Below are 17,836 nucleotides of genomic sequence, written 5' to 3' on the forward strand. Positions count from 1 at the left end.
ATAATTTTGTAAATGATTATTTGATTAACGCAATAATCTCGATTTTTAATTGAGGAATATGTTTTATAACTAATCCCCAAATTACATCATCAGAAACGGAATCATAACCATGAATTATTCTATTTCTTACATCTACCAGCTTTCTTGAGTTTGAAATTAAAATTAAAGAATCTTTTTTTAATATTCTATTCATTGCCTCTCCAATGATCTCTACATTTCTTTCTACAGCTCTTTTTGTTCTAATATCTGCTTGATAATTTTTAAAGATTTTTGGTTGGTTTAAGAAGAAAGAGTCTATTTCATCAATGGCATTTAACATATCATAAAGCCATGTATTTACATCATTGTCCATAAACAAGCTGTTTGTTTTGGTTTATTGATTGTCTTAGATAAGGGTTTTTAATGGCTTTTTCTTCCAACAGGTCAATTGGTCTTTTAAGTATATCTTGTAATGAGAACTTAAAATCAAAGTAATTATCTGCATAATCCTCTACCTCAATATTAGAGAAATCAACAATTAGGTCAATATCACTAGATTCGTTGAAGTTGTCATTTAAAACAGAGCCGAAAGCGTACAGACTTTTAACTTTATATTTTTTACAAAGATTTACAATATCCGCAGTATATTTTTCTAATCTATACATCATAATCAATTATAAATTTAAGAATTTTATTTTTTGACTAAACATATTTTAGTAATTATAAAGTTAAATAGTTGGTTAATTGATGTTTATTTCTTTTCAAATTCAACTTATTACTTTAAACTCTTTACTTTCAACTTTTAGCTTAACTCTCAAACTTAATCCAACCTTCCCCTTCATAACCAAAAACCAAATATTTAGGAGTAATCATCTCGGCAAGCATTTCTATGGTATCAACCACTCTTGGGCCGCTGCGATTAAAATAGGCGTTACCATCGGCAATGTAAATCATGTTGTTTTTTACGGCTGTTAAATCTCTCCAGCCGGGTAAGTTTATTAACAAATCAATTTCTCTTAATGTTCTGTCAATAGTAAAGCCGCAAGGTGAAACAACCATAACATCGGGGTTTTCATCATAAATTTGTTCCCAAGTTACAAAGGGAGAATGTTTGCCGTTTTCGGTTAATATGGGCATTCCGCCAGCTATTTCTATCAATTCTGGAATCCAATTGCCTGCTATCATCATCGGCGAAAGCCATTCTATACAAGCTACTTTAGGCTTACTTGGGAAAAATTTAAGCTTGTGTTTTACTAAATCAATTCGTTCTTGTAAGTCTTCTATAAGTTGATTCCCAGTTTCTTCAATCTCTAAAATTACGGCAGTTTCTTTTATTTCCCTAAAAATATCAGTTAAAGTATTGGGCTGTAAAGAAATTAATCGGGTGTTGTTTTTAAGTAAATCACTCAGGGCTTCTTCCACATCTTTTTCAGAAACCGCACACACTTCACATTGTGCTTGGGTGATGATAATATCTGGTTTTAAAGATTCTATGAGTGCTTTGTCAATTTTGTAGATAGATAAAGCGTCTGATAAAATTTCCTTCACTTGGCGGTCTATTTCTACACTGCTGTTGCCAGATACAAATTTAGCATCAGAACAAACAGGCAATTCTTTTACACTTAAAGGGAAATCACATTCGTGAGAACGGCCAACTAAGTTGTCTTCTAAACCTAAAGCACAAATAATTTCTGTAGCTGCAGGTAATAAGGAAATGATTCTTTTCTTGTGCATTTATGAGTATTTTGGCAAATATAAAAATTTGAATGGTCTAATGAGCTTATTCCGCTTTTCTAAATCCCTTTTTGGTATCCAAAATAACATGATTTGCTTTGTTATTGTTTCGTTTTTGATGGCTTGCCATTCGGGATCAAAAAAAGAAGATAAAAAAGTGTTTACCCTTAATTTAGATCAGGGTTTAACATCTTTAGATCCCGCTTTTGCTCGTAACCAAAATGTACTTTGGATGACCAACCAAATTTTTAATGGTTTGGTTCAAATTGATGATAGCTTACAAATAAAACCTTGTGTGGCTAAAAGTTGGGAAATATCAGCAGATGGAAAGCAATATATTTTTCATTTAAGAAACGATGTTTATTTTCATGATGATGCTTTGTTCCCAAACAAAAAAGGCAGAAAAGTAAATGCAGGTGATTTTAAATATAGTTTTTCTAGAATTATAGATCCCAAAACAGCTTCTTCCGGTTCTTGGATTTTTAGCGATAAAGTTGATGGAGAGGAAGCTTTTATTGCAACCAATGATTCTACCTTAATTATTCAATTAAATAAACCTTTTCCTCCATTTTTAGCGATGCTATCTGGGCAATATTGTTCGGTTATTCCATTTGAAGTGGCTGAACATTATGGTAAAGAGTTTAGAAATCATCCTATTGGTACAGGTCCGTTTAAATTTAAATACTGGAAAGAAGGCGAAGTTTTAGTCTTATTAAAGAATGAAAATTATTTTGAAAGGGATGCTGATGGGGTTCAATTACCTTATTTAGATGCCGTAAAAGCTACTTTTATTCCAGATAAGCAAACTGCTTTTATGGAATTTATTAAAAAGAAATTAGATTTTTTTAACAGTATAGATGGGAGCTATCGCGATGATATTCTCACTAAAAGTGGAAAAATGACGAGTAAGTATGAAGGAAAATTTCAGATGGTGAAAGGCCCTTATCTCAATACCGAGTATTTAGGCATTTTGGTAGACAGCAATTTAGCAATTGTGAAAAATTCGCCACTTAAATATAAAAAAATAAGACAGGCCATTAATTACGCTATTAATAAAGAGCGATTGGTTAAATACTTAAGAAACAGTATTGGAATACCAGGATCATCGGGTTTTATTCCCGCTGGAATGCCAGGTTTTGACGCTAAAGCGGTAAAAGGTTATAGTTATAATCCTGCAAAAGCGAGACAATTGTTGAAAGAGGCAGGTTTCCCAAATGGAAAAGGAATGAGCGAGATTACTTTAAGCACCACCACCACTTACAAAGATTTGATAGAATTTATTCAAGGCGAGTTAAACAATGTAGGCATTAAAACAAAAATTGAAGTAAACCAAAGCGCTTCATTAAGAGAAGTAATTGCCAAGCGCCAAGTGAATTTTTTTAGAGGAAGTTGGATTGCCGATTATGCTGATGGAGAAATTTATCTTTCTATGTTTTATTCTAAAAATTACGTTCCTATTGGTCCAAACTATACTAGTTTTAATCATAAGGAGTTTGATGTGCTTTTTGAGCAGTTAAATTTTGTGAAAGACGATGAAGAAAGGTTTAAACTTTATCAAAAAATGGATCAGTTGGTGATGGATGAAGCGCCTGTGGTGGTTTTGTTTTACGATGAATTTATTAATATGTATCAAAACAATATTAGTGGTTTTAGTAAGAATGCTCAAAATTTGGTAGTTTTAAAAAAGGTGAAAAAGGATTGAAAAATATGTTTATCTCCAAATTATTGGGATAAAAATCACAAAAAGATTAACCTTTATAATAGTAGAAATAAATGCAGGTTGACATTTTTAAACTATTTTGAATACTAGATGTTACCTTTAAACTTTACAGTATATCCACATAAAAATTAATTAAAGTATCTGTATTTTTGCGACTATGATAGACTTACCCGTAATTTCGGCAAGCCAGTTACAACGAAAACCCGATTGGTTAAGGGTTAAACTCCCAATTGGAAAAGAGTACGCACACGTACGTGGCTTGGTTGATGAGCATAAATTACACACCATCTGCGAAAGCGGAAATTGCCCTAATATGGGCGAATGTTGGGGTGCAGGAACTGCCACTTTCATGATTTTAGGTAACATTTGTACCCGTTCATGCTCTTTTTGTGCCGTAGCTACAGGTAGGCCATTAGCGGTTGATTTGGATGAGCCTAATCGGGTGGCAAACTCTATTAAATTAATGAGCGTGAAACATGCGGTAATTACTTCTGTAGATAGAGATGATTTAAAAGATGGCGGTTCTATTATTTGGGCCGAAACCATTAGTGCCATTCGCAGAGAAAGTCCGGGGACTACCATGGAAACCTTAATTCCGGATTTTAAAGGAGTTTGGGATAATTTATACAGAGTTTGCGAAGAAAGACCAGAAGTGGTTTCTCATAACATAGAAACCGTTAGAAGGTTAACTAAAGAAGTAAGGGTACAAGCTAAATACGATAGAAGTATGGAATGCTTAAAACGTATTTCGGAATTTGGTTTAAGAACAAAATCAGGAATTATGCTGGGTTTGGGCGAAACTGAATCTGACGTTTTAGAAACCATGCAAGATTTACTTGAAGCAGGGGTTCATGTTTTAACTATTGGCCAATACATGCAACCAACAAAAAATCATCATCCGGTAATAGATTGGGTACATCCAGATCAATTTGCTTTTTACAAACAAGCAGGAAAAGAGATGGGTTTCAAATATGTAGAAAGTGGACCTTTGGTAAGATCTTCTTATCATGCCGAAAAGCATTTATTTGATTTTTAAATTATCCTCTATATATTAGTCTGATTGTGATTAAAACAAAAAAAATATTTTTAGAAGAGCCTGAGTTGGTAGCGGCGCTACAGCAAAGGAAAAAAATTGGGGCCGATGCCTTGTACGAAATGTACTCGGCATCTCTAATGGGTATTATCAGCAGGGTAATAGTTGATCAAGAGATTGCCGAAGATGTTTTGCAAGAAGCTTTGGTGAAAATTTGGAATTCTATACCGCAATATGATCCCACAAAAGGTCGTTTATTTACTTGGATGGTGAATGTTGCTCGTAATTTAGCAATAGACAAGGTAAGATCTAAAGATTATCGTAACCATTCTAAAAACCAAGATTTAGAAAACCACGTAAATTCAATTGATGAACAGAGGAACTCGGTTTACAAGCCAGAACACATTGGTTTAAAAGATCTTATCCAAAAACTTAGACCAGAGCAACAAGTAATTGTTGATATGATTTATTTTAAAGGTTATACCCATGTTGAGGTTTCAGAAGAACTCGAAATTCCTTTAGGAACAGTTAAAACCCGTTTAAGAATGGGCATTATTGAATTGAGAAATTATTTTAAATAAGGTGGAAAGCGTTAAAACATATATTGAATCGGGCATTTTAGAACTTTACGTTTTAGGAGACCTTAGTGCTGAAGAAAGATCAGACGTAGAGGCGATGTCTAAGCTACATCCAGAGGTAAAAACCGAATTGGATGAGATTGAAAAGGTAATGAGTGCGGTTGCAGAAAACTTTGCTACAGTACCTTCAAATAAAGTAAAAGAGCAGTTTTTTAATCAACTTTCATTTTCTGACGAAGATGAGGGTGATGTTGATGAAACAAAAGCAGAAGCTAAAGTTATCCCTTTAAATAACTCTAATTTAAATTTTTATAAATTATCATTAGCTGCCTGTGTTGCTTTATTATTGGTAAGTGTTGTGGCTATTGTAAATTTAAACAACAGTTTAAAAGACTCAAAACAGCAAATTGCGCAATTACAAACTAGCAATCAAAGTTTTGCTAATAGAGTAAATTATTTAGACCAAAAAGTTACCGTAAGTGATGAAGCATTAAATATTTTTACGAATGCTGATTTTAAAATGGTAAAGCTTAATGGAACTGCAAATTCTCCTGAATCTAATATTTTAGTAGCTTGGAATCCGAAGCAACAAAAAGTAATGATTGATATGCGCAGCATGAAAATGCCGATAAATGATCAAGATCATCAATACCAATTATGGGCTTTAGTAGATGGTAAACCGGTTGATTTAGGTGTTTTTGATGCCGAAAACAAAACAGCAGGATTAATAACAATGAAAGCAATAGGGGTAGCACAAGCATTTGCGGTTACATTAGAACCAAGAGGCGGAAGCGTGAATCCTACGATGGATAAAATGATGGTAATGGGTGCTACTATTTAAGGTAGCATCCATTCCTTTTTAACCTCATTTTCTTCATAAAGAAACTGGGCTCTTCTATGTCCAACATGATTTAAAAAAAGCCAATCTATACTTGTTACTTTGGTTTTTACGACTACAAAATTCTGAAACCCTTCTGCAACATTTTCTTCGGTAAGATCCTTAACTTCTAAGTTCTTTGGTAATCCGTCTTCAGGGAAATCTATTAATACAGAAGGAGCGGGGGTTACTAAATAACATCTTCTGCTTTCTAATCTCGAATCTTTCCATCGGCTTAAGGCAATATCATCTAAATGATGTATGGTGGCTTTTGCTTTTAATCTGATTTGTATTCTTGATTTTTCATCATAAAATAACCAGCTGATTTTATTGTTCTTTCTAATTTGATCAATTTTTGGTGAGCGCTCATCAGAGTGGAAAATCAAAGTTCTTTCTGCAGGAATTATTTTGCGTAAAACAACCGTTCTCAATTCCACCTCATCATTATTAACAGTTCCTAAAGTAGGGCAATGGAAAGGATGTTTGGATGATTTTACTCCGTTTATTAATCTATGCCAGCAATCGGCTAAAATTCCATCTAAATTATAAGGGATGTCGTTAATGATGACAGTATTTTGCATGTTTTATTAACAGCGTATTTGTAAAAGAGTTTAAAGAGATTTTAATTTGGGCGTTTAAAAGATTTGTCAACTCTCTTGCCAATTTATTAGAGCGTTGACAAATCTAAAATCAAATTAAAAGGATGTCTCTTCAATCTTTAGCGCATCAAAAAAATAAAAACTAGTTAACCTTATTTAGGCAATAACTCTCTTAACACAAAAGGAATTTGTTTAATTAAATTGGTTGCCGGTACCACGTACATTTTTTGCGCTAATTGCTCACCAGCATAACCATGACTAAAAACGGCTAATTGAACTGCTTTTTCTACGCTGTATCTTTGCGCTAGTAAGCTGGTAATCATTCCGGTTAAAACATCGCCCATGCCGCCACTAGCCATAGCTGGCGAACCTGATGAATTGAAATAACAAATGCCATCAGGAGTAAAAATCATAGTGGATCTGTTTTTTAAAACAATAAACACTTTTAATTTAGTTGCTTGTTTAAAGGCGTTTTCAATTCTTTGCCACCAACTTTCTTGCTCTCCAAAAAGTCGGTCAAATTCTTTCATGTGTGGGGTAAGCACAGAATTTTGAGGAATAAGCGTTATTAAATCTTGATGTTTTGCTAAAATATTTAAAGCATCGGCATCAATTACTATTGGTTTTTTAAAATGGGTTAATACCATCTTCAAGAGTTCAACGGCTTTTTCTGATATTCCTAAGCCGGGCCCTATACCAATCACTTTATATTTCTCTAAATCAGCTTCTAAAAAAGAGAGCTTAGAGCAATACATAGCCTCGGGCACACGAGTATTTAGAGCTCTTAAGCCACTTTCTGGAATAAGAGCGGTTGTTAAGCCGGCTCCGCTTCTGTGGCAAGCTTCGGTACACAATAAAGCGGCTCCCATGGTTTCATCTGCGCCAGCAATAATTAAAGCATGTCCTAAAAGCCCTTTATGCTCAAAAGGCTGACGAGCTTTGATGTAATTTTGAACATCGCCTTTCCAAAACCAATAATAGGGAGAGGAAGTACTTTGAATAAAATTCTCATTTAAACCAATATTAACCACTTTCCATTCCTTAATATATGGGCTAGAAATAGGTAATAAGAAATTTAGTTTTGGGCGTTGAAAAGTAATGGTCCAATCAGATTTGATGATGCTATCATTAAATAGTTCGCCTTCGCAGGGCATCCCGGTAGGAACATCTACACTGATTTTATAACCTGGGAATTGATTGATTTTTTTAACAAGTTTTTCCCATTCGGCAGTTAAAGGTTTGTTTAAGCCTGAGCCTAATAAAGCATCAATAATTACGTCAGCTTGTTGAATATCAATATCATTAGATGATCTTAAATTAGAAATAGCAGCTTCTTTTAGCTGTAAACGATCTAAGTTATGTTCAAAATCTTCGGTAGATTTTTCAGTAAAATCTGCAATAAAAACCTGAATTAAAGTATAACCTTCGTCTAATAATAATCGGGCTATAGCCAAACCATCACCGCCATTATTCCCTTTGCCACAAAAAATGATAATGGAGTTTTTACGATCCATAAATTTCTCTATAAAAACTTTGGTGAAAGCTTTGGCTGCTCTTTCCATTAAATCAGAAGAGCGAATGGGTTCATTTATGATGGTGTATTGATCAACTTGGTGAGTTTGCTGTGCAGTAAGTAGCTTTAACATAGAAGAGTATTATTAGCTATGAAAATTTCATTTTTAAATTTAGAATTATTCTTGTTTAAAACAACATATTAAAATTTAGGTAAGTATTTAATAAAAAGCAATGTAATGCGTTAAATAAACCTTATTGAAACGGATACCGGCCATAAAAGGGCTATTGAAAGGGGGGAGAGCTTAATGCCTTGTGGCGTATGAGTGGAAAGAAGGTAGCCAGAAGTTAAGAAAGATGGAAATGCTTTTCTAATTATTATTTTCTTTATTTTTTGGTGATAAAAATGATACTCATTCTGTCTAAAACAGTATATATTTACAAAATCACAACTTTTGCTATACGTTTAACGTAGAGAAATAAGTATTACAACTATCATTTATTTTATTAAACCGTTTTAATGTCCATTCTTTCTAACGAACAAGATAGATTAAAAGCGCTGTTAAATTACAAGATTCTGGATACTTTGCCAGAAAAGGAATTTGACAGGCTTACTACTTTGGCGTCGGCTATTTGCGAAACTAATGTTTCTTTGATTTGTCTGTTAGATGATCATCGTCAGTGGTTTAAGTCAAAAACAGGGATTGATATTAGTGAAACACCTAAAGAACTTGCTTTTTGTAGTTATACAATTTTAGGGAACGAATTAATGGAGGTAGAAGATGCCTCTAAAGATGAGCGGTTTAAATATAATCCTTTAGTAGTTTCAGATCCTCAGATTAGGTTTTATGCGGGTTACCCATTAATTGATCAGTTAGGAAATGCTTTAGGGACAATTTGTGTAATAGATACAGTACCAAAAAAGTTAAATGCCCACCAAAAGCAAGCTTTAAAGTTGTTGGCAGATTTTGCAATAGAACTGATTCAAGAACGCAGAAATAGTCAGGAATTTAAATATTTTAATAAGCTTTTTAAATTAACCAACGATTTAATTTGTGTTGCCGGGACCGATGGTTTTTTTAAAAAAGTGAATCCTGCTTTTAACGAGTTATTGGGTTGGGATGAAAGTTATTTACTTAAAATTTCTTTTCTAGATCTTACCCATCCTGATGATGTGGTGAAGACTAAATTAGAGATAGACCAGTTAGAAAAAGGAATTGTGGCAGTGAGTTTTATCAATCGTTTAAGATGTAATGATGGGACTTATAAATACATACAGTGGGCTACCGCCCCAGAGGTTTCTACAGGCTATTTGTTTTCAATAGGCAGAGACCTCACCTTAGAAAAGCAGAAGGAAATTTTACTCACTAATTCTGAACATAAATTAAGGTCGTTTTTTGAAAATTCGCAGGGCTTTATGTGTACACATGATGTTGCTGGAAATTTTTTAACCGTAAATAGTTCTGGAGCCGAATCTTTAGGCTATTTGCCAGAAGAGATGACTAAAATGAGTCTTTTTGATGTAGTACCAGCCAGCCATCACCAAGAATTGGAACGCTATTTAGCCCTTATACTTGAAAAGGGTATAGCTAAAGGAATAATGCATACCAAGAATAAGAACGGTAGTTTAATGATTTGGTTATTTAGTAATGTGGTTGAGGAGGATGCAGACGGAAATAAATATATTATAGGTAATTCTATTGATATAACAGAAAGGCACAGGTTAGAAGCTGATTTAAAATGGACCAAAGAAATGATGGAGCATACTAATGAAGCTGCCAGAATTGGAAGTTGGAACATTAACTTACAAAGCAATAAAATATATTGGTCTGATATGACCAAATCTATCCATGGCGTTTCACTTGATTATGTACCAACTTATGAGACGGCTATTTCTTTTTTTGAAGGGACTAGTATAGATTTAATAAATTGTGCTGTAGAAAAGGCCATAAATAAGGGTATTGCTTACGATTTAGAGTTAAAAATTAAAACAGCCAATGGCGAGCTATTGTGGGTGAGAACAATTGGTACTCCAGAGTTTAAGGATGGTGTTTGCAAAAGATTATACGGTACTTTTCAGGATATTAATGATAAAAAGAAAGTAGAGGAAGCTTTGCTTAATCAAAAATCAAGGTTAAGAGCTTTTGTAGATCATGCCCCTGCGGCCGTAGCCATGTTTGATACTGACATGAAATATATAGCGGTAAGTAAACGATGGATAGAAGATTATCATTTAAAAGATAAAGAGATTATTGGAGTTTCTCATTTTGAGGTATTTCCACATATTACTGATGAGTGGAAAGCGGTTTTTGCAAGATGCCTTAAAGGTGATATAGAAAAAGATGATGAATACTTGAGAAAGGTTGAAGGAGCGGATGACCAATATTTACAATTTGAAATAAGACCTTGGTATAAATTTGATGCCACAGTAGGTGGTGTAATGATATTTACTCAGGATATTACCGAATCTATTGCTCATAGAGAAGAATTAGAAAAGGCAAAAATTTTAGCCGAAGATGCAAGTATTGCTAAATCAGAATTTTTGGCCAATATGAGTCATGAAATTCGTACCCCTTTAAATGGCGTGATTGGGTTTACAGATTTGGTACTGAAAACAAATTTAAATAGCACACAGCATCAATATCTTTCTATTGTTAATCAATCTGCTAATTCTTTATTACTAATTATTAATGATATTCTTGATTTTTCTAAAATAGAGGCAGGAAAATTAGAGTTAGATGTTGATAAAACCGATTTGTACGAAATTAGTAGTCAGGCTATTGATATTATAAGCTATCAAGTACAAAATAAGGGATTAGAGTTATTGCTTAATATTTCGGTTAATTTACCAAGGTTTATTTGGGTAGATGCGGTAAGGTTAAAGCAAGTTTTAGTAAATCTTTTAGGAAATGCAGTGAAATTCACTGATAAAGGAGAGATAGAATTAAAAATAACAGCGTTAGATGATCCTTCAGCTAATGAAATTAACCTTAGGTTTGAAGTAAGAGATACCGGAATTGGGATTCAGGAAGATAAGCAGAGTAAGATATTTGAGGCTTTTTCTCAGGAAGACGCTTCTACCACAAAAAAATATGGTGGCACAGGATTAGGACTCACCATTTCTAACAAGTTGTTAGGCTTAATGAATAGTCAATTACAGCTTAAAAGCGAGCCAGAGCAGGGCAGTACTTTTTTCTTTGATTTAAAATTAAAAACAGAACATGGCTTGCCTATGGTTTGGGAAAATATAAATCAAATTAAAAAAGAAGCAATTCTTTCAGAAAGTGAGTCTATCAATATCTTTAAAATGTTAGCGCAAAGGTTAAAGGTATTGGTGGTAGAAGATAATTTAGTGAACAAGCTTTTGGCTAAAACTATTATCCAAAGAATTGTCCCTCTTGCAGAAATTATAGAAGCTAATGATGGATTAGAAGCCGTTAGATTGTTTTCTGCCTTACGGCCTGATATTGTTTTTATGGATATTCAAATGCCAGTAATGAATGGCTATGAAGCCACCCAAAAAATAAGGGCTTTAGCAAATGGCAAGCATATCCCAATTATTGCCTTAACTGCGGCCAATATAAAAGGAGAAAAAGAAAAATGCTTAGCTGCCGGAATGGACGATTTTTTATCTAAGCCTTTTGTTGAAGATGATATTGCAGCTTTACTTGTTAAATGGAATAATGATTTAGAAGACACTACTCTAATTAGTATGGAAAATGAAAATAATGTAGAAGTTGACCCCCATTTTGATGCCGAAATGGTAAAAGAATTTGTTGATAACGATAAAGAATCATTAATAGAGATATTAAATCTTGTTTTAAAATCGATACAAGATTCTTTAACAATGATGGAACAACAACTTGCCAACCAAGATTTAGCAGCATTAAACGCCAGTGGGCATAAACTTTTTGGTACCGCCGCTGGAACAGGAATGAATGTTTTATCTAAAATAGCCCGCGAATTTGAATATTTAGATCATTTAGAGATCACCCAAACTAACGATTTGTTAGAAAGAGTAACAGAAGAAATAAAGCTTGTAACTTTCTTAATTAATGATTTTTTACAGAAGTTGGATTAAGGCTTTCAGCGCCTTTTTTAAAATAAAACTCAACAAAGCAGAATCTTAGACTTCAATAGATTCTGTTTTATTCTTTTTTGGTGTTGATAAATTAGCGGTTCTGTCACCTAAGATTTTTTCTAAATCTTCTTTAAAAATGATTTCTTTTTTGAGCAATAATTCTGCAACAGCTTTTAAATTTTCTTTATTTTCTTTGAGGATATTTTTACTTCGTTCATAAACTTCGGCTACCAGTTTTCTTACTTCTTCATCAATTAATTTACCGGTTTCTTCGCTAAATGGTTTTTGTATTCCGCTATCTCTTTGCCCTGTAGAATCATAATAGCTAATATTACCTAACTTTTGGTTAAACCCATAATAAGTTACCATCATATAGGCTTCTTTAGTTACTTTTTCTAAATCGTCTAAAGCACCAGAAGTGGTTTCATTAAAAATTATTTCTTCTGCAGCTCTTCCTCCCAAGGTGGCGCATAAACTGTCTATAAAAGCAGCTTTACTTTTTAATTGTTTTTCTTCGGGCAAATACCAAGCAGAACCTAAAGATTTGCCCCTTGGAATGATGGAAACTTTAACTAAAGGATCTACATTTTTTAATAACCAGCTTACTACCGCATGGCCAGCTTCATGGTAAGCAATTATTTTTTTCTCATCGGGCGAGATAATTTTACTCCTTTTTTCTAATCCGGCAACTACACGGTCTATGGCATCTAAAAAATCAGATTTATTTACATATTCATTCTTTTTTCTGGCGGCTATTAAGGCAGCTTCATTACAAATATTGGCAATATCAGCACCCGAGAAACCAGGAGTTTGACTGGCTAGGAAATTAATATCTACTTTACCATCTGTTACCAAGGGCTTTAAGTGTACTGCAAAAATCTCTTCTCTTTCTTTTTTATTTGGAAGTTCTAAATAAATGTGCCTATCAAACCTGCCGGGCCTCAAAAGGGCAGCGTCTAATAAATCAGCCCGGTTAGTTGCGGCCAACACAATTACGCCACTATTGGTCCCAAAGCCATCCATTTCGGTAAGTAATTGATTGAGGGTACTTTCTCTTTCATCATTTGCGCCACTTAAAAAAGTGCCTTTCCCTCTTGATCTTCCTATGGCATCAATCTCATCAATAAATATAATGCAGGGGGCTTTTTCCTTAGCTCTTTTAAATAAATCTCTTACTCTAGAAGCACCAACACCCACAAACATTTCTACAAATTCCGATCCTGATAAGGTAAAAAAAGGAACTTGTGCTTCGCCAGCAACAGCTTTGGCTAAAAGGGTTTTGCCGGTTCCGGGTGGGCCAACCAGTACAACTCCTTTTGGTATTTTTGCGCCTAATTTGGTAAATACTGTTGGGTTTTTTAAAAAACTAACAATTTCTATAATCTCTACTTTTGCTTCTTCTAAGCCGGCTACATCTTTAAAAGTAAGGTCGCTTTTTTTCTTTTCTATTAAGGTTGCGGTAGATTTTCCAAAATTAAAAACCGAATTTCCTTCTGCGGCACTACTACTCCATCTTCTAATAAAATAGGCCCAAAAAGCGATGATTAAAATAAGCGGTAAAATCCAGCCTAAGCTGTTTAAAAACCAATTGGTATATTTTACATAAGTCACCGGAATTTTATCTTTGGGTAAAAAATCTTTTTCGGCCAATTCCATTTTATGTTCAAAAGATTCTAAAGAACCAATACTAAAGGAGTATTGAGGCTGCCCACTAGTACTCACTCTAGAAAATGGGTCTTTTGCTGGTTTCTCTTTAAGGTAAACTTCAACCTTTTCATTATTAATGACCACCAGTTTTTCGACTATTTTTTTACTCAATATATTTTGCTCAAAATACTGCCAAGTAATTTCTTTTCCGGGTGTAGCAGTAAAGTAGGGAAGAAAGAATAATAAGCCAAAAACTACAAGATAAAGAAACCACCATTTAAATCGTTTTTCAACAGGTTGATTTTCTTTGGAACTCTGCCGAAGGGTAGTTTTTTTTGGCTTGGGATTCATCCTGTAAAGTTTAAGAAATTAGGAGGATAAAGTAATGATAGCAATCAGTTAAAAGCCTGATTGAGTTGATCATCGCTTGAATTTTAAAGCGATAAATTTAAATGGTTTTAACTTAGGCTTAAGTTTTGTTGATAGAAAAAGGGTGGCAAAACGTTAGCATAAATTCTTAAGAAAAACATCATGAAAGAACTATTTAACGACTTTGGTTTAGAATTAAACGATTTAAATTCAATGGTAAAAGAAAGAGCAATAGAAATTGCTAACCAATTATTAGAAGAAGAAGGTTGGTTAAAAGAAGAGGCTTTAAAAGAAGGAATTAAACAGGCCCAAGAATGGTTTTTAGATTTGGAGGGATGATTATTTTAAAAACAGCACTTTACTCTCATAAATTGAATGCTGGCAGATTTTTGCATTAATTTTCTTATTCTTCATCCTTTTTATTTAACAGCAAATGAGATGTTATATTCTCAAAATCTGCATCTTTATCTTGGTGCAAAGCCTAAAGAGCCGGGTGAAAGTACTTGAGCCGAGTTAAGAGAGGCTCAATCTATGGCTCTTGCTTTACCAAATACAGGTATGGCGGTCACTCATGATATTGGACAATGGAATGATATTCACCCGCTTAATAAAATGGATGTGGGCAAACGATTAGCACTATCAGCACAAAAAGTAGCCTACGGAGATGAAAATGTTGTTGCTTTTGGTCCTACTTTTAAGTCTATGGAAATTATCAAAAACCAATGTGTAATTACATTTGATAATATAGGAAGCGGACTAAAGATAAACAGTGATGGAAATTTAAACCAGTTTACTATTGCTGGGGCTGATCATAAATTTTTAAAAGCCAATATTCGTATTGAAAACAATAAAATATTTATTTGGAATGATACCCTTGATCAACCTGTTGCAGTAAGATATGCTTGGGCAAATAACCCAGAAGGAGATAATTTGTATAATAAGGAAGGATTGCCAGCATCATCTTTCCGTACGGATGATTGGAAGGGAATTACTCAGTAGATTAATTTTTTATGCTGATTAATTCGTTTCTTCTGATAAAAAACTTAAATTTTATGAAATAGGGTATTAAATTTATTTCACTTTGTAAACAAAAAAAGTCCTGCAAATCATTTGATTTGCAGGACTTTTTTTGTTTAAGTTGCGGAGAAAGAGGGATTCGAACTTTAATTTTAACTAGTTGTTAATTAGCTGTTTAAAGTTTGTGTTTTCTCTTAGTTCTCGATTTGCTCTACTTTATATTGATTTTACTTTCTGCAATTTATAGTATAAATATATAAAATATTAGTTGAGCTTCTTGAAAAAGAAATCATTTTTAGGTTATTGCTATGTTAATTTTAGGGATATTAAGTTACCCTTTACTAATTTCAGGTGGATGAGTCATACTTTTTTATTTTGTGAGAATTATCTAATAAAAATACTTAAACTTGTGTATACAAGTTTAAGTATTTTTATTATTTTTGATCTTAAACCAATAGAATAAACTAAATTATGAATAATACCGTAAGCCCAGAGCAACCTAGGTATACCATTCCTTTTGCTACTTTAACTACCTTGTTTTTTATGTGGGGTTTTATTACCTGCATGAATGATGTACTTATTCCACACCTTAAAGAGCTGTTTAATCTCAGTTATTTACAGTCTATGTTGGTGCAATTCTGTTTTTTTGGGGCATACTTTACAGGTTCTGTTATTTACTTTATCACATCTTATTTATGGGGAGATCCTATTAATAAAATAGGGTATAAAAACGGTATGTTACTTGGACTATTGACTGCGGCTATTGGGTGTTTTTTATTTTATCCTGCGGCGGTATTTTCTGTTTACGGTCTTTTTTTAAGCGCACTATTCATTTTAGGATTAGGTTTTACTTTGTTACAGATTGCAGCTAATCCTTATGTTTCTTTATTGGGCAAACCAGAAGGAGCTTCTAGCCGCTTAAACCTTGCGCAGGCATTTAACTCTTTAGGAACCACCATTGCACCTATAATAGGTGGCTTTCTTATTTTTGAATTTTTCGCCGTAAATGGAGAAATTACTGCAGCAGCAACAGAAATTCCATATATAATTTTTACAGGGGTATTTTTGCTGTTAGCAATACTTCTGTATAAAATAAAATTGCCTGAATTTAAAACAGAAGAATCTTTACCAGAAGGTTTAGGGGCATTGCAATTTTCACATTTAAAATTGGGTATTTTGGGTATCTTTTTTTATGTCGGAGCAGAAGTGTGCATAGGAAGTTTTGTTATCAATTTTTTGGCTTTACCAGAAATTATGGGTATTCCAGAATCGGTAAGTAAAAATTATTTGGCGTTGTATTGGGGAGGAGCGATGATAGGCAGATTTATAGGAGCCATATCTTTAAGTCAGGGATTGTCAGGAAGTAAAAAAATAAGCTACATGGTTATTGCTGCTTTGCTGGTTTTTGGGGTAATATTTGCTATTGTTGATCTCAGTTTTTCGCAAATTTCTACCTTTTTAATATTTATGATCATCAATCTTATTGGTTTTTTTATTGGGAAATCTGCGCCAGCAAAAACATTAGCTCTTTTTGCTTTAGTTAATGTGGTATTGGTGTTCATTACAATTTTTACTAACGGTTCTATTGCTATGTGGACGGTTTTAAGTGCCGGACTTTTTAATTCTATTATGTGGTCTAATATTTTTACGCTTTCTATACACGGTTTGGGTAAATATACTAGTCAAGGATCTTCATTATTGGTGATGGCTATTCTTGGAGGAGCGATATTACCACTTGTTCAAGGTGCGTTAGCAGATTCCTTAGGGTTACAATATTCTTTTATTGTACCTGTTTTTTGTTACCTATATATTGCCTTTTTTGGTTTTTATTGCAGCCGAAAATTAGGAGATGTAAAGGTGGAAAGTATAAGTGGAGGTCACTAATTTTTTTATATTTTGCGGAGATAAAACAGGCTGTTTTCCTAAAAAAAACAGCCTGTTTTAATTAAAAATAATCTTGTAAGAAGTATTCTTCTGTATTACAATACAGCGAAGAATAAATATTTAAACCTTGAATGTTTGTTTGTAATCTTCTTTTCATATGAACAAGAGGATGACTGGTTTTAATATCTAGTAATTTACTGATCTTTTTATCACCATGTATAGCCCATATTTTCTGTTCACCTTCTTTTACTTCAACTTGATATTGTTCGTTAAGTAATTTAAACAACGAACGGTTTTCCAAGTTTTTTGAAGAAAATCTAGGCAGGTGTTGGTTGGTAATAAAAGTCTCTTCATATAAAACCGGAACTTGGTCTATAAACCTCAACCTAGTTAAAAAAATGCAACCTTTCTTTTGCTCTTCTTCGTCCAAATCATAAAAAAAATCTACTGGCCAATCCTGTTTTATTTGTTTTTGCAATATAGAGGTCACTAAATCTTGATCTCCCACACCTGCAGTTACACCACTTAAAGAAAGAATTCCCAAGCCTTTTTTAGGTTCAGAAACAATACTGCCTTTACCATGCCTACGGGTAATATAGCCCATATTTATAAGGCCAGATAATGCTTGCCTTACGGTAACTCTGGTGGTGTTATAAGTTTTACATAAATCATTTTCAGAAGGTAGCAAGTCGCCTTTTTTATAATCGCCTTTGTCTATTAAAGCTTTAAGGTCATCTATTACCTTTTTATATAAAGGAGTGTTGTCTTTCTTAATCATTTCATTTAAAAAAATAGGTTTCTTTTGC

General features: G+C 33.4%; 15 protein-coding genes. 8 read left to right on the plus strand and 7 right to left on the minus strand.

All coding sequences use genetic code 11. The features are described 5' to 3' along the window. Positions 1-16: 16 nt before the first annotated feature. The 3 genes from FA046_RS14370 to FA046_RS14380 form a co-directional block, all read right to left on the minus strand. Positions 17-352 carry a HepT-like ribonuclease domain-containing protein gene (locus FA046_RS14370; protein WP_136827230.1) on the minus strand — a complete coding sequence of 112 codons (336 nt, stop codon included), beginning with the start codon at positions 350-352 and terminating at the stop codon, positions 17-19. Beyond that, positions 342-647, minus strand: a complete 306-nt coding sequence (locus FA046_RS14375; protein ID WP_205943663.1) for a nucleotidyltransferase family protein — start codon at positions 645-647, stop codon at positions 342-344. Before FA046_RS14375 ends, FA046_RS14370 begins: the two co-directional genes overlap by 11 nt. A 139-nt stretch (positions 648-786) precedes the next feature. Further along, on the minus strand, positions 787-1,713 hold the full coding sequence (locus FA046_RS14380; protein ID WP_136827231.1) for a cobalamin-binding protein: 927 nt from the start codon (positions 1,711-1,713) through the stop codon (positions 787-789). An 88-nt stretch (positions 1,714-1,801) separates the two neighbouring features. Here FA046_RS14380 and FA046_RS14385 point away from each other — a divergent pair, with 88 nt between their 5' ends. The 4 genes from FA046_RS14385 to FA046_RS14400 all read left to right on the plus strand — a co-directional run bounded on the left by FA046_RS14385 (position 1,802) and on the right by FA046_RS14400 (position 5,885). Further along, positions 1,802-3,415, plus strand: coding sequence for an ABC transporter substrate-binding protein (locus tag FA046_RS14385; protein WP_136827232.1), 1,614 nt, complete (start codon positions 1,802-1,804; stop codon positions 3,413-3,415). Between the two features lie 175 nt (positions 3,416-3,590). Continuing rightward, positions 3,591-4,469: a lipoyl synthase gene (lipA, locus tag FA046_RS14390; RefSeq protein WP_136827233.1), complete on the plus strand. Its 879-nt coding sequence runs from the start codon at positions 3,591-3,593 to the stop codon at positions 4,467-4,469. A 26-nt stretch (positions 4,470-4,495) separates the two neighbouring features. Next, entirely contained in the window at positions 4,496-5,047 is a 552-nt protein-coding gene (locus tag FA046_RS14395) for an RNA polymerase sigma factor (RefSeq protein WP_136827234.1), read from the plus strand. Between the two features lies 1 nt (position 5,048). Continuing rightward, the gene (locus tag FA046_RS14400) at positions 5,049-5,885 is read left to right on the plus strand and encodes an anti-sigma factor (protein ID WP_136827235.1); all 837 of its coding nucleotides are present in this window, start codon (positions 5,049-5,051) and stop codon (positions 5,883-5,885) included. Here FA046_RS14400 and FA046_RS14405 read toward each other — a convergent pair. Then, entirely contained in the window at positions 5,882-6,502 is a 621-nt protein-coding gene (locus FA046_RS14405) for a PNPOx family protein (RefSeq protein ID WP_136827236.1), read from the minus strand. The two genes, FA046_RS14400 and FA046_RS14405, sit on opposite strands and share 4 nt — an antisense overlap. Before the next feature lie 170 nt (positions 6,503-6,672). Further along, positions 6,673-8,166: an NAD(P)H-hydrate dehydratase gene (locus FA046_RS14410; RefSeq protein ID WP_136827237.1), complete on the minus strand. Its 1,494-nt coding sequence runs from the start codon at positions 8,164-8,166 to the stop codon at positions 6,673-6,675. Positions 8,167-8,552: 386 nt separating this feature from the next. Here FA046_RS14410 and FA046_RS14415 point away from each other — a divergent pair, with 386 nt between their 5' ends. Then, the gene (locus FA046_RS14415) at positions 8,553-12,113 is read left to right on the plus strand and encodes a PAS domain S-box protein (protein WP_136827238.1); all 3,561 of its coding nucleotides are present in this window, start codon (positions 8,553-8,555) and stop codon (positions 12,111-12,113) included. Positions 12,114-12,158: 45 nt separating this feature from the next. Here the strand turns inward: FA046_RS14415 and ftsH are convergent, their stop codons facing one another. After that, positions 12,159-14,111 (minus strand): ATP-dependent zinc metalloprotease FtsH, encoded by a 1,953-nt coding sequence (ftsH, locus tag FA046_RS14420; protein ID WP_136827239.1) that lies wholly within the window; start codon positions 14,109-14,111, stop codon positions 12,159-12,161. 180 nt (positions 14,112-14,291) lie between these two features. Between ftsH and FA046_RS17305 the strand changes: the two genes are divergently transcribed. The 3 genes from FA046_RS17305 (at position 14,292) to FA046_RS14430 (ending at position 17,030) form a co-directional block, all read left to right on the plus strand. Further along, complete coding sequence (locus FA046_RS17305) at positions 14,292-14,468, plus strand: hypothetical protein (RefSeq protein WP_169303379.1); 177 nt, start codon at positions 14,292-14,294, stop codon at positions 14,466-14,468. A gap of 192 nt (positions 14,469-14,660) precedes the next feature. Next, entirely contained in the window at positions 14,661-15,128 is a 468-nt protein-coding gene (locus FA046_RS14425) for a hypothetical protein (RefSeq protein ID WP_136827240.1), read from the plus strand. Positions 15,129-15,617: 489 nt separating this feature from the next. After that, positions 15,618-17,030, plus strand: coding sequence for a sugar MFS transporter (locus tag FA046_RS14430; RefSeq protein ID WP_136827241.1), 1,413 nt, complete (start codon positions 15,618-15,620; stop codon positions 17,028-17,030). 61 nt (positions 17,031-17,091) lie between these two features. Here FA046_RS14430 and FA046_RS14435 read toward each other — a convergent pair whose 3' ends face one another. After that, positions 17,092-17,808 (minus strand): GntR family transcriptional regulator, encoded by a 717-nt coding sequence (locus FA046_RS14435; RefSeq protein ID WP_136827242.1) that lies wholly within the window; start codon positions 17,806-17,808, stop codon positions 17,092-17,094. Positions 17,809-17,836: the final 28 nt, after the last annotated feature.

It is taken from the genome of Pedobacter cryophilus (genome assembly GCF_005116455.1).
Classification (GTDB): Bacteria; Bacteroidota; Bacteroidia; order Sphingobacteriales; family Sphingobacteriaceae; genus Pseudopedobacter; species Pseudopedobacter cryophilum.

What these genes read in the sequence shown, in the direction of transcription:
- FA046_RS14370 (WP_136827230.1), bottom strand. Translation starts at nt 352, where the DNA reads ATGGACAATGATGTAAATACATGGCTTTATGATATGTTAAATGCCATT.
- FA046_RS14375 (WP_205943663.1), bottom strand. Translation starts at nt 647, where the DNA reads ATGATGTATAGATTAGAAAAATATACTGCGGATATTGTAAATCTTTGT.
- FA046_RS14380 (WP_136827231.1), bottom strand. Translation starts at nt 1,713, where the DNA reads ATGCACAAGAAAAGAATCATTTCCTTATTACCTGCAGCTACAGAAATT.
- FA046_RS14385 (WP_136827232.1), top strand. Translation starts at nt 1,802, where the DNA reads ATGATTTGCTTTGTTATTGTTTCGTTTTTGATGGCTTGCCATTCGGGA.
- lipA (WP_136827233.1), top strand. Translation starts at nt 3,591, where the DNA reads ATGATAGACTTACCCGTAATTTCGGCAAGCCAGTTACAACGAAAACCC.
- FA046_RS14405 (WP_136827236.1), bottom strand. Translation starts at nt 6,502, where the DNA reads ATGCAAAATACTGTCATCATTAACGACATCCCTTATAATTTAGATGGA.
- FA046_RS14410 (WP_136827237.1), bottom strand. Translation starts at nt 8,166, where the DNA reads ATGTTAAAGCTACTTACTGCACAGCAAACTCACCAAGTTGATCAATAC.
- FA046_RS14415 (WP_136827238.1), top strand. Translation starts at nt 8,553, where the DNA reads ATGTCCATTCTTTCTAACGAACAAGATAGATTAAAAGCGCTGTTAAAT.
- ftsH (WP_136827239.1), bottom strand. Translation starts at nt 14,111, where the DNA reads ATGAATCCCAAGCCAAAAAAAACTACCCTTCGGCAGAGTTCCAAAGAA.
- FA046_RS17305 (WP_169303379.1), top strand. Translation starts at nt 14,292, where the DNA reads ATGAAAGAACTATTTAACGACTTTGGTTTAGAATTAAACGATTTAAAT.
- FA046_RS14425 (WP_136827240.1), top strand. Translation starts at nt 14,661, where the DNA reads ATGGCTCTTGCTTTACCAAATACAGGTATGGCGGTCACTCATGATATT.
- FA046_RS14430 (WP_136827241.1), top strand. Translation starts at nt 15,618, where the DNA reads ATGAATAATACCGTAAGCCCAGAGCAACCTAGGTATACCATTCCTTTT.
- FA046_RS14435 (WP_136827242.1), bottom strand. Translation starts at nt 17,808, where the DNA reads ATGATTAAGAAAGACAACACTCCTTTATATAAAAAGGTAATAGATGAC.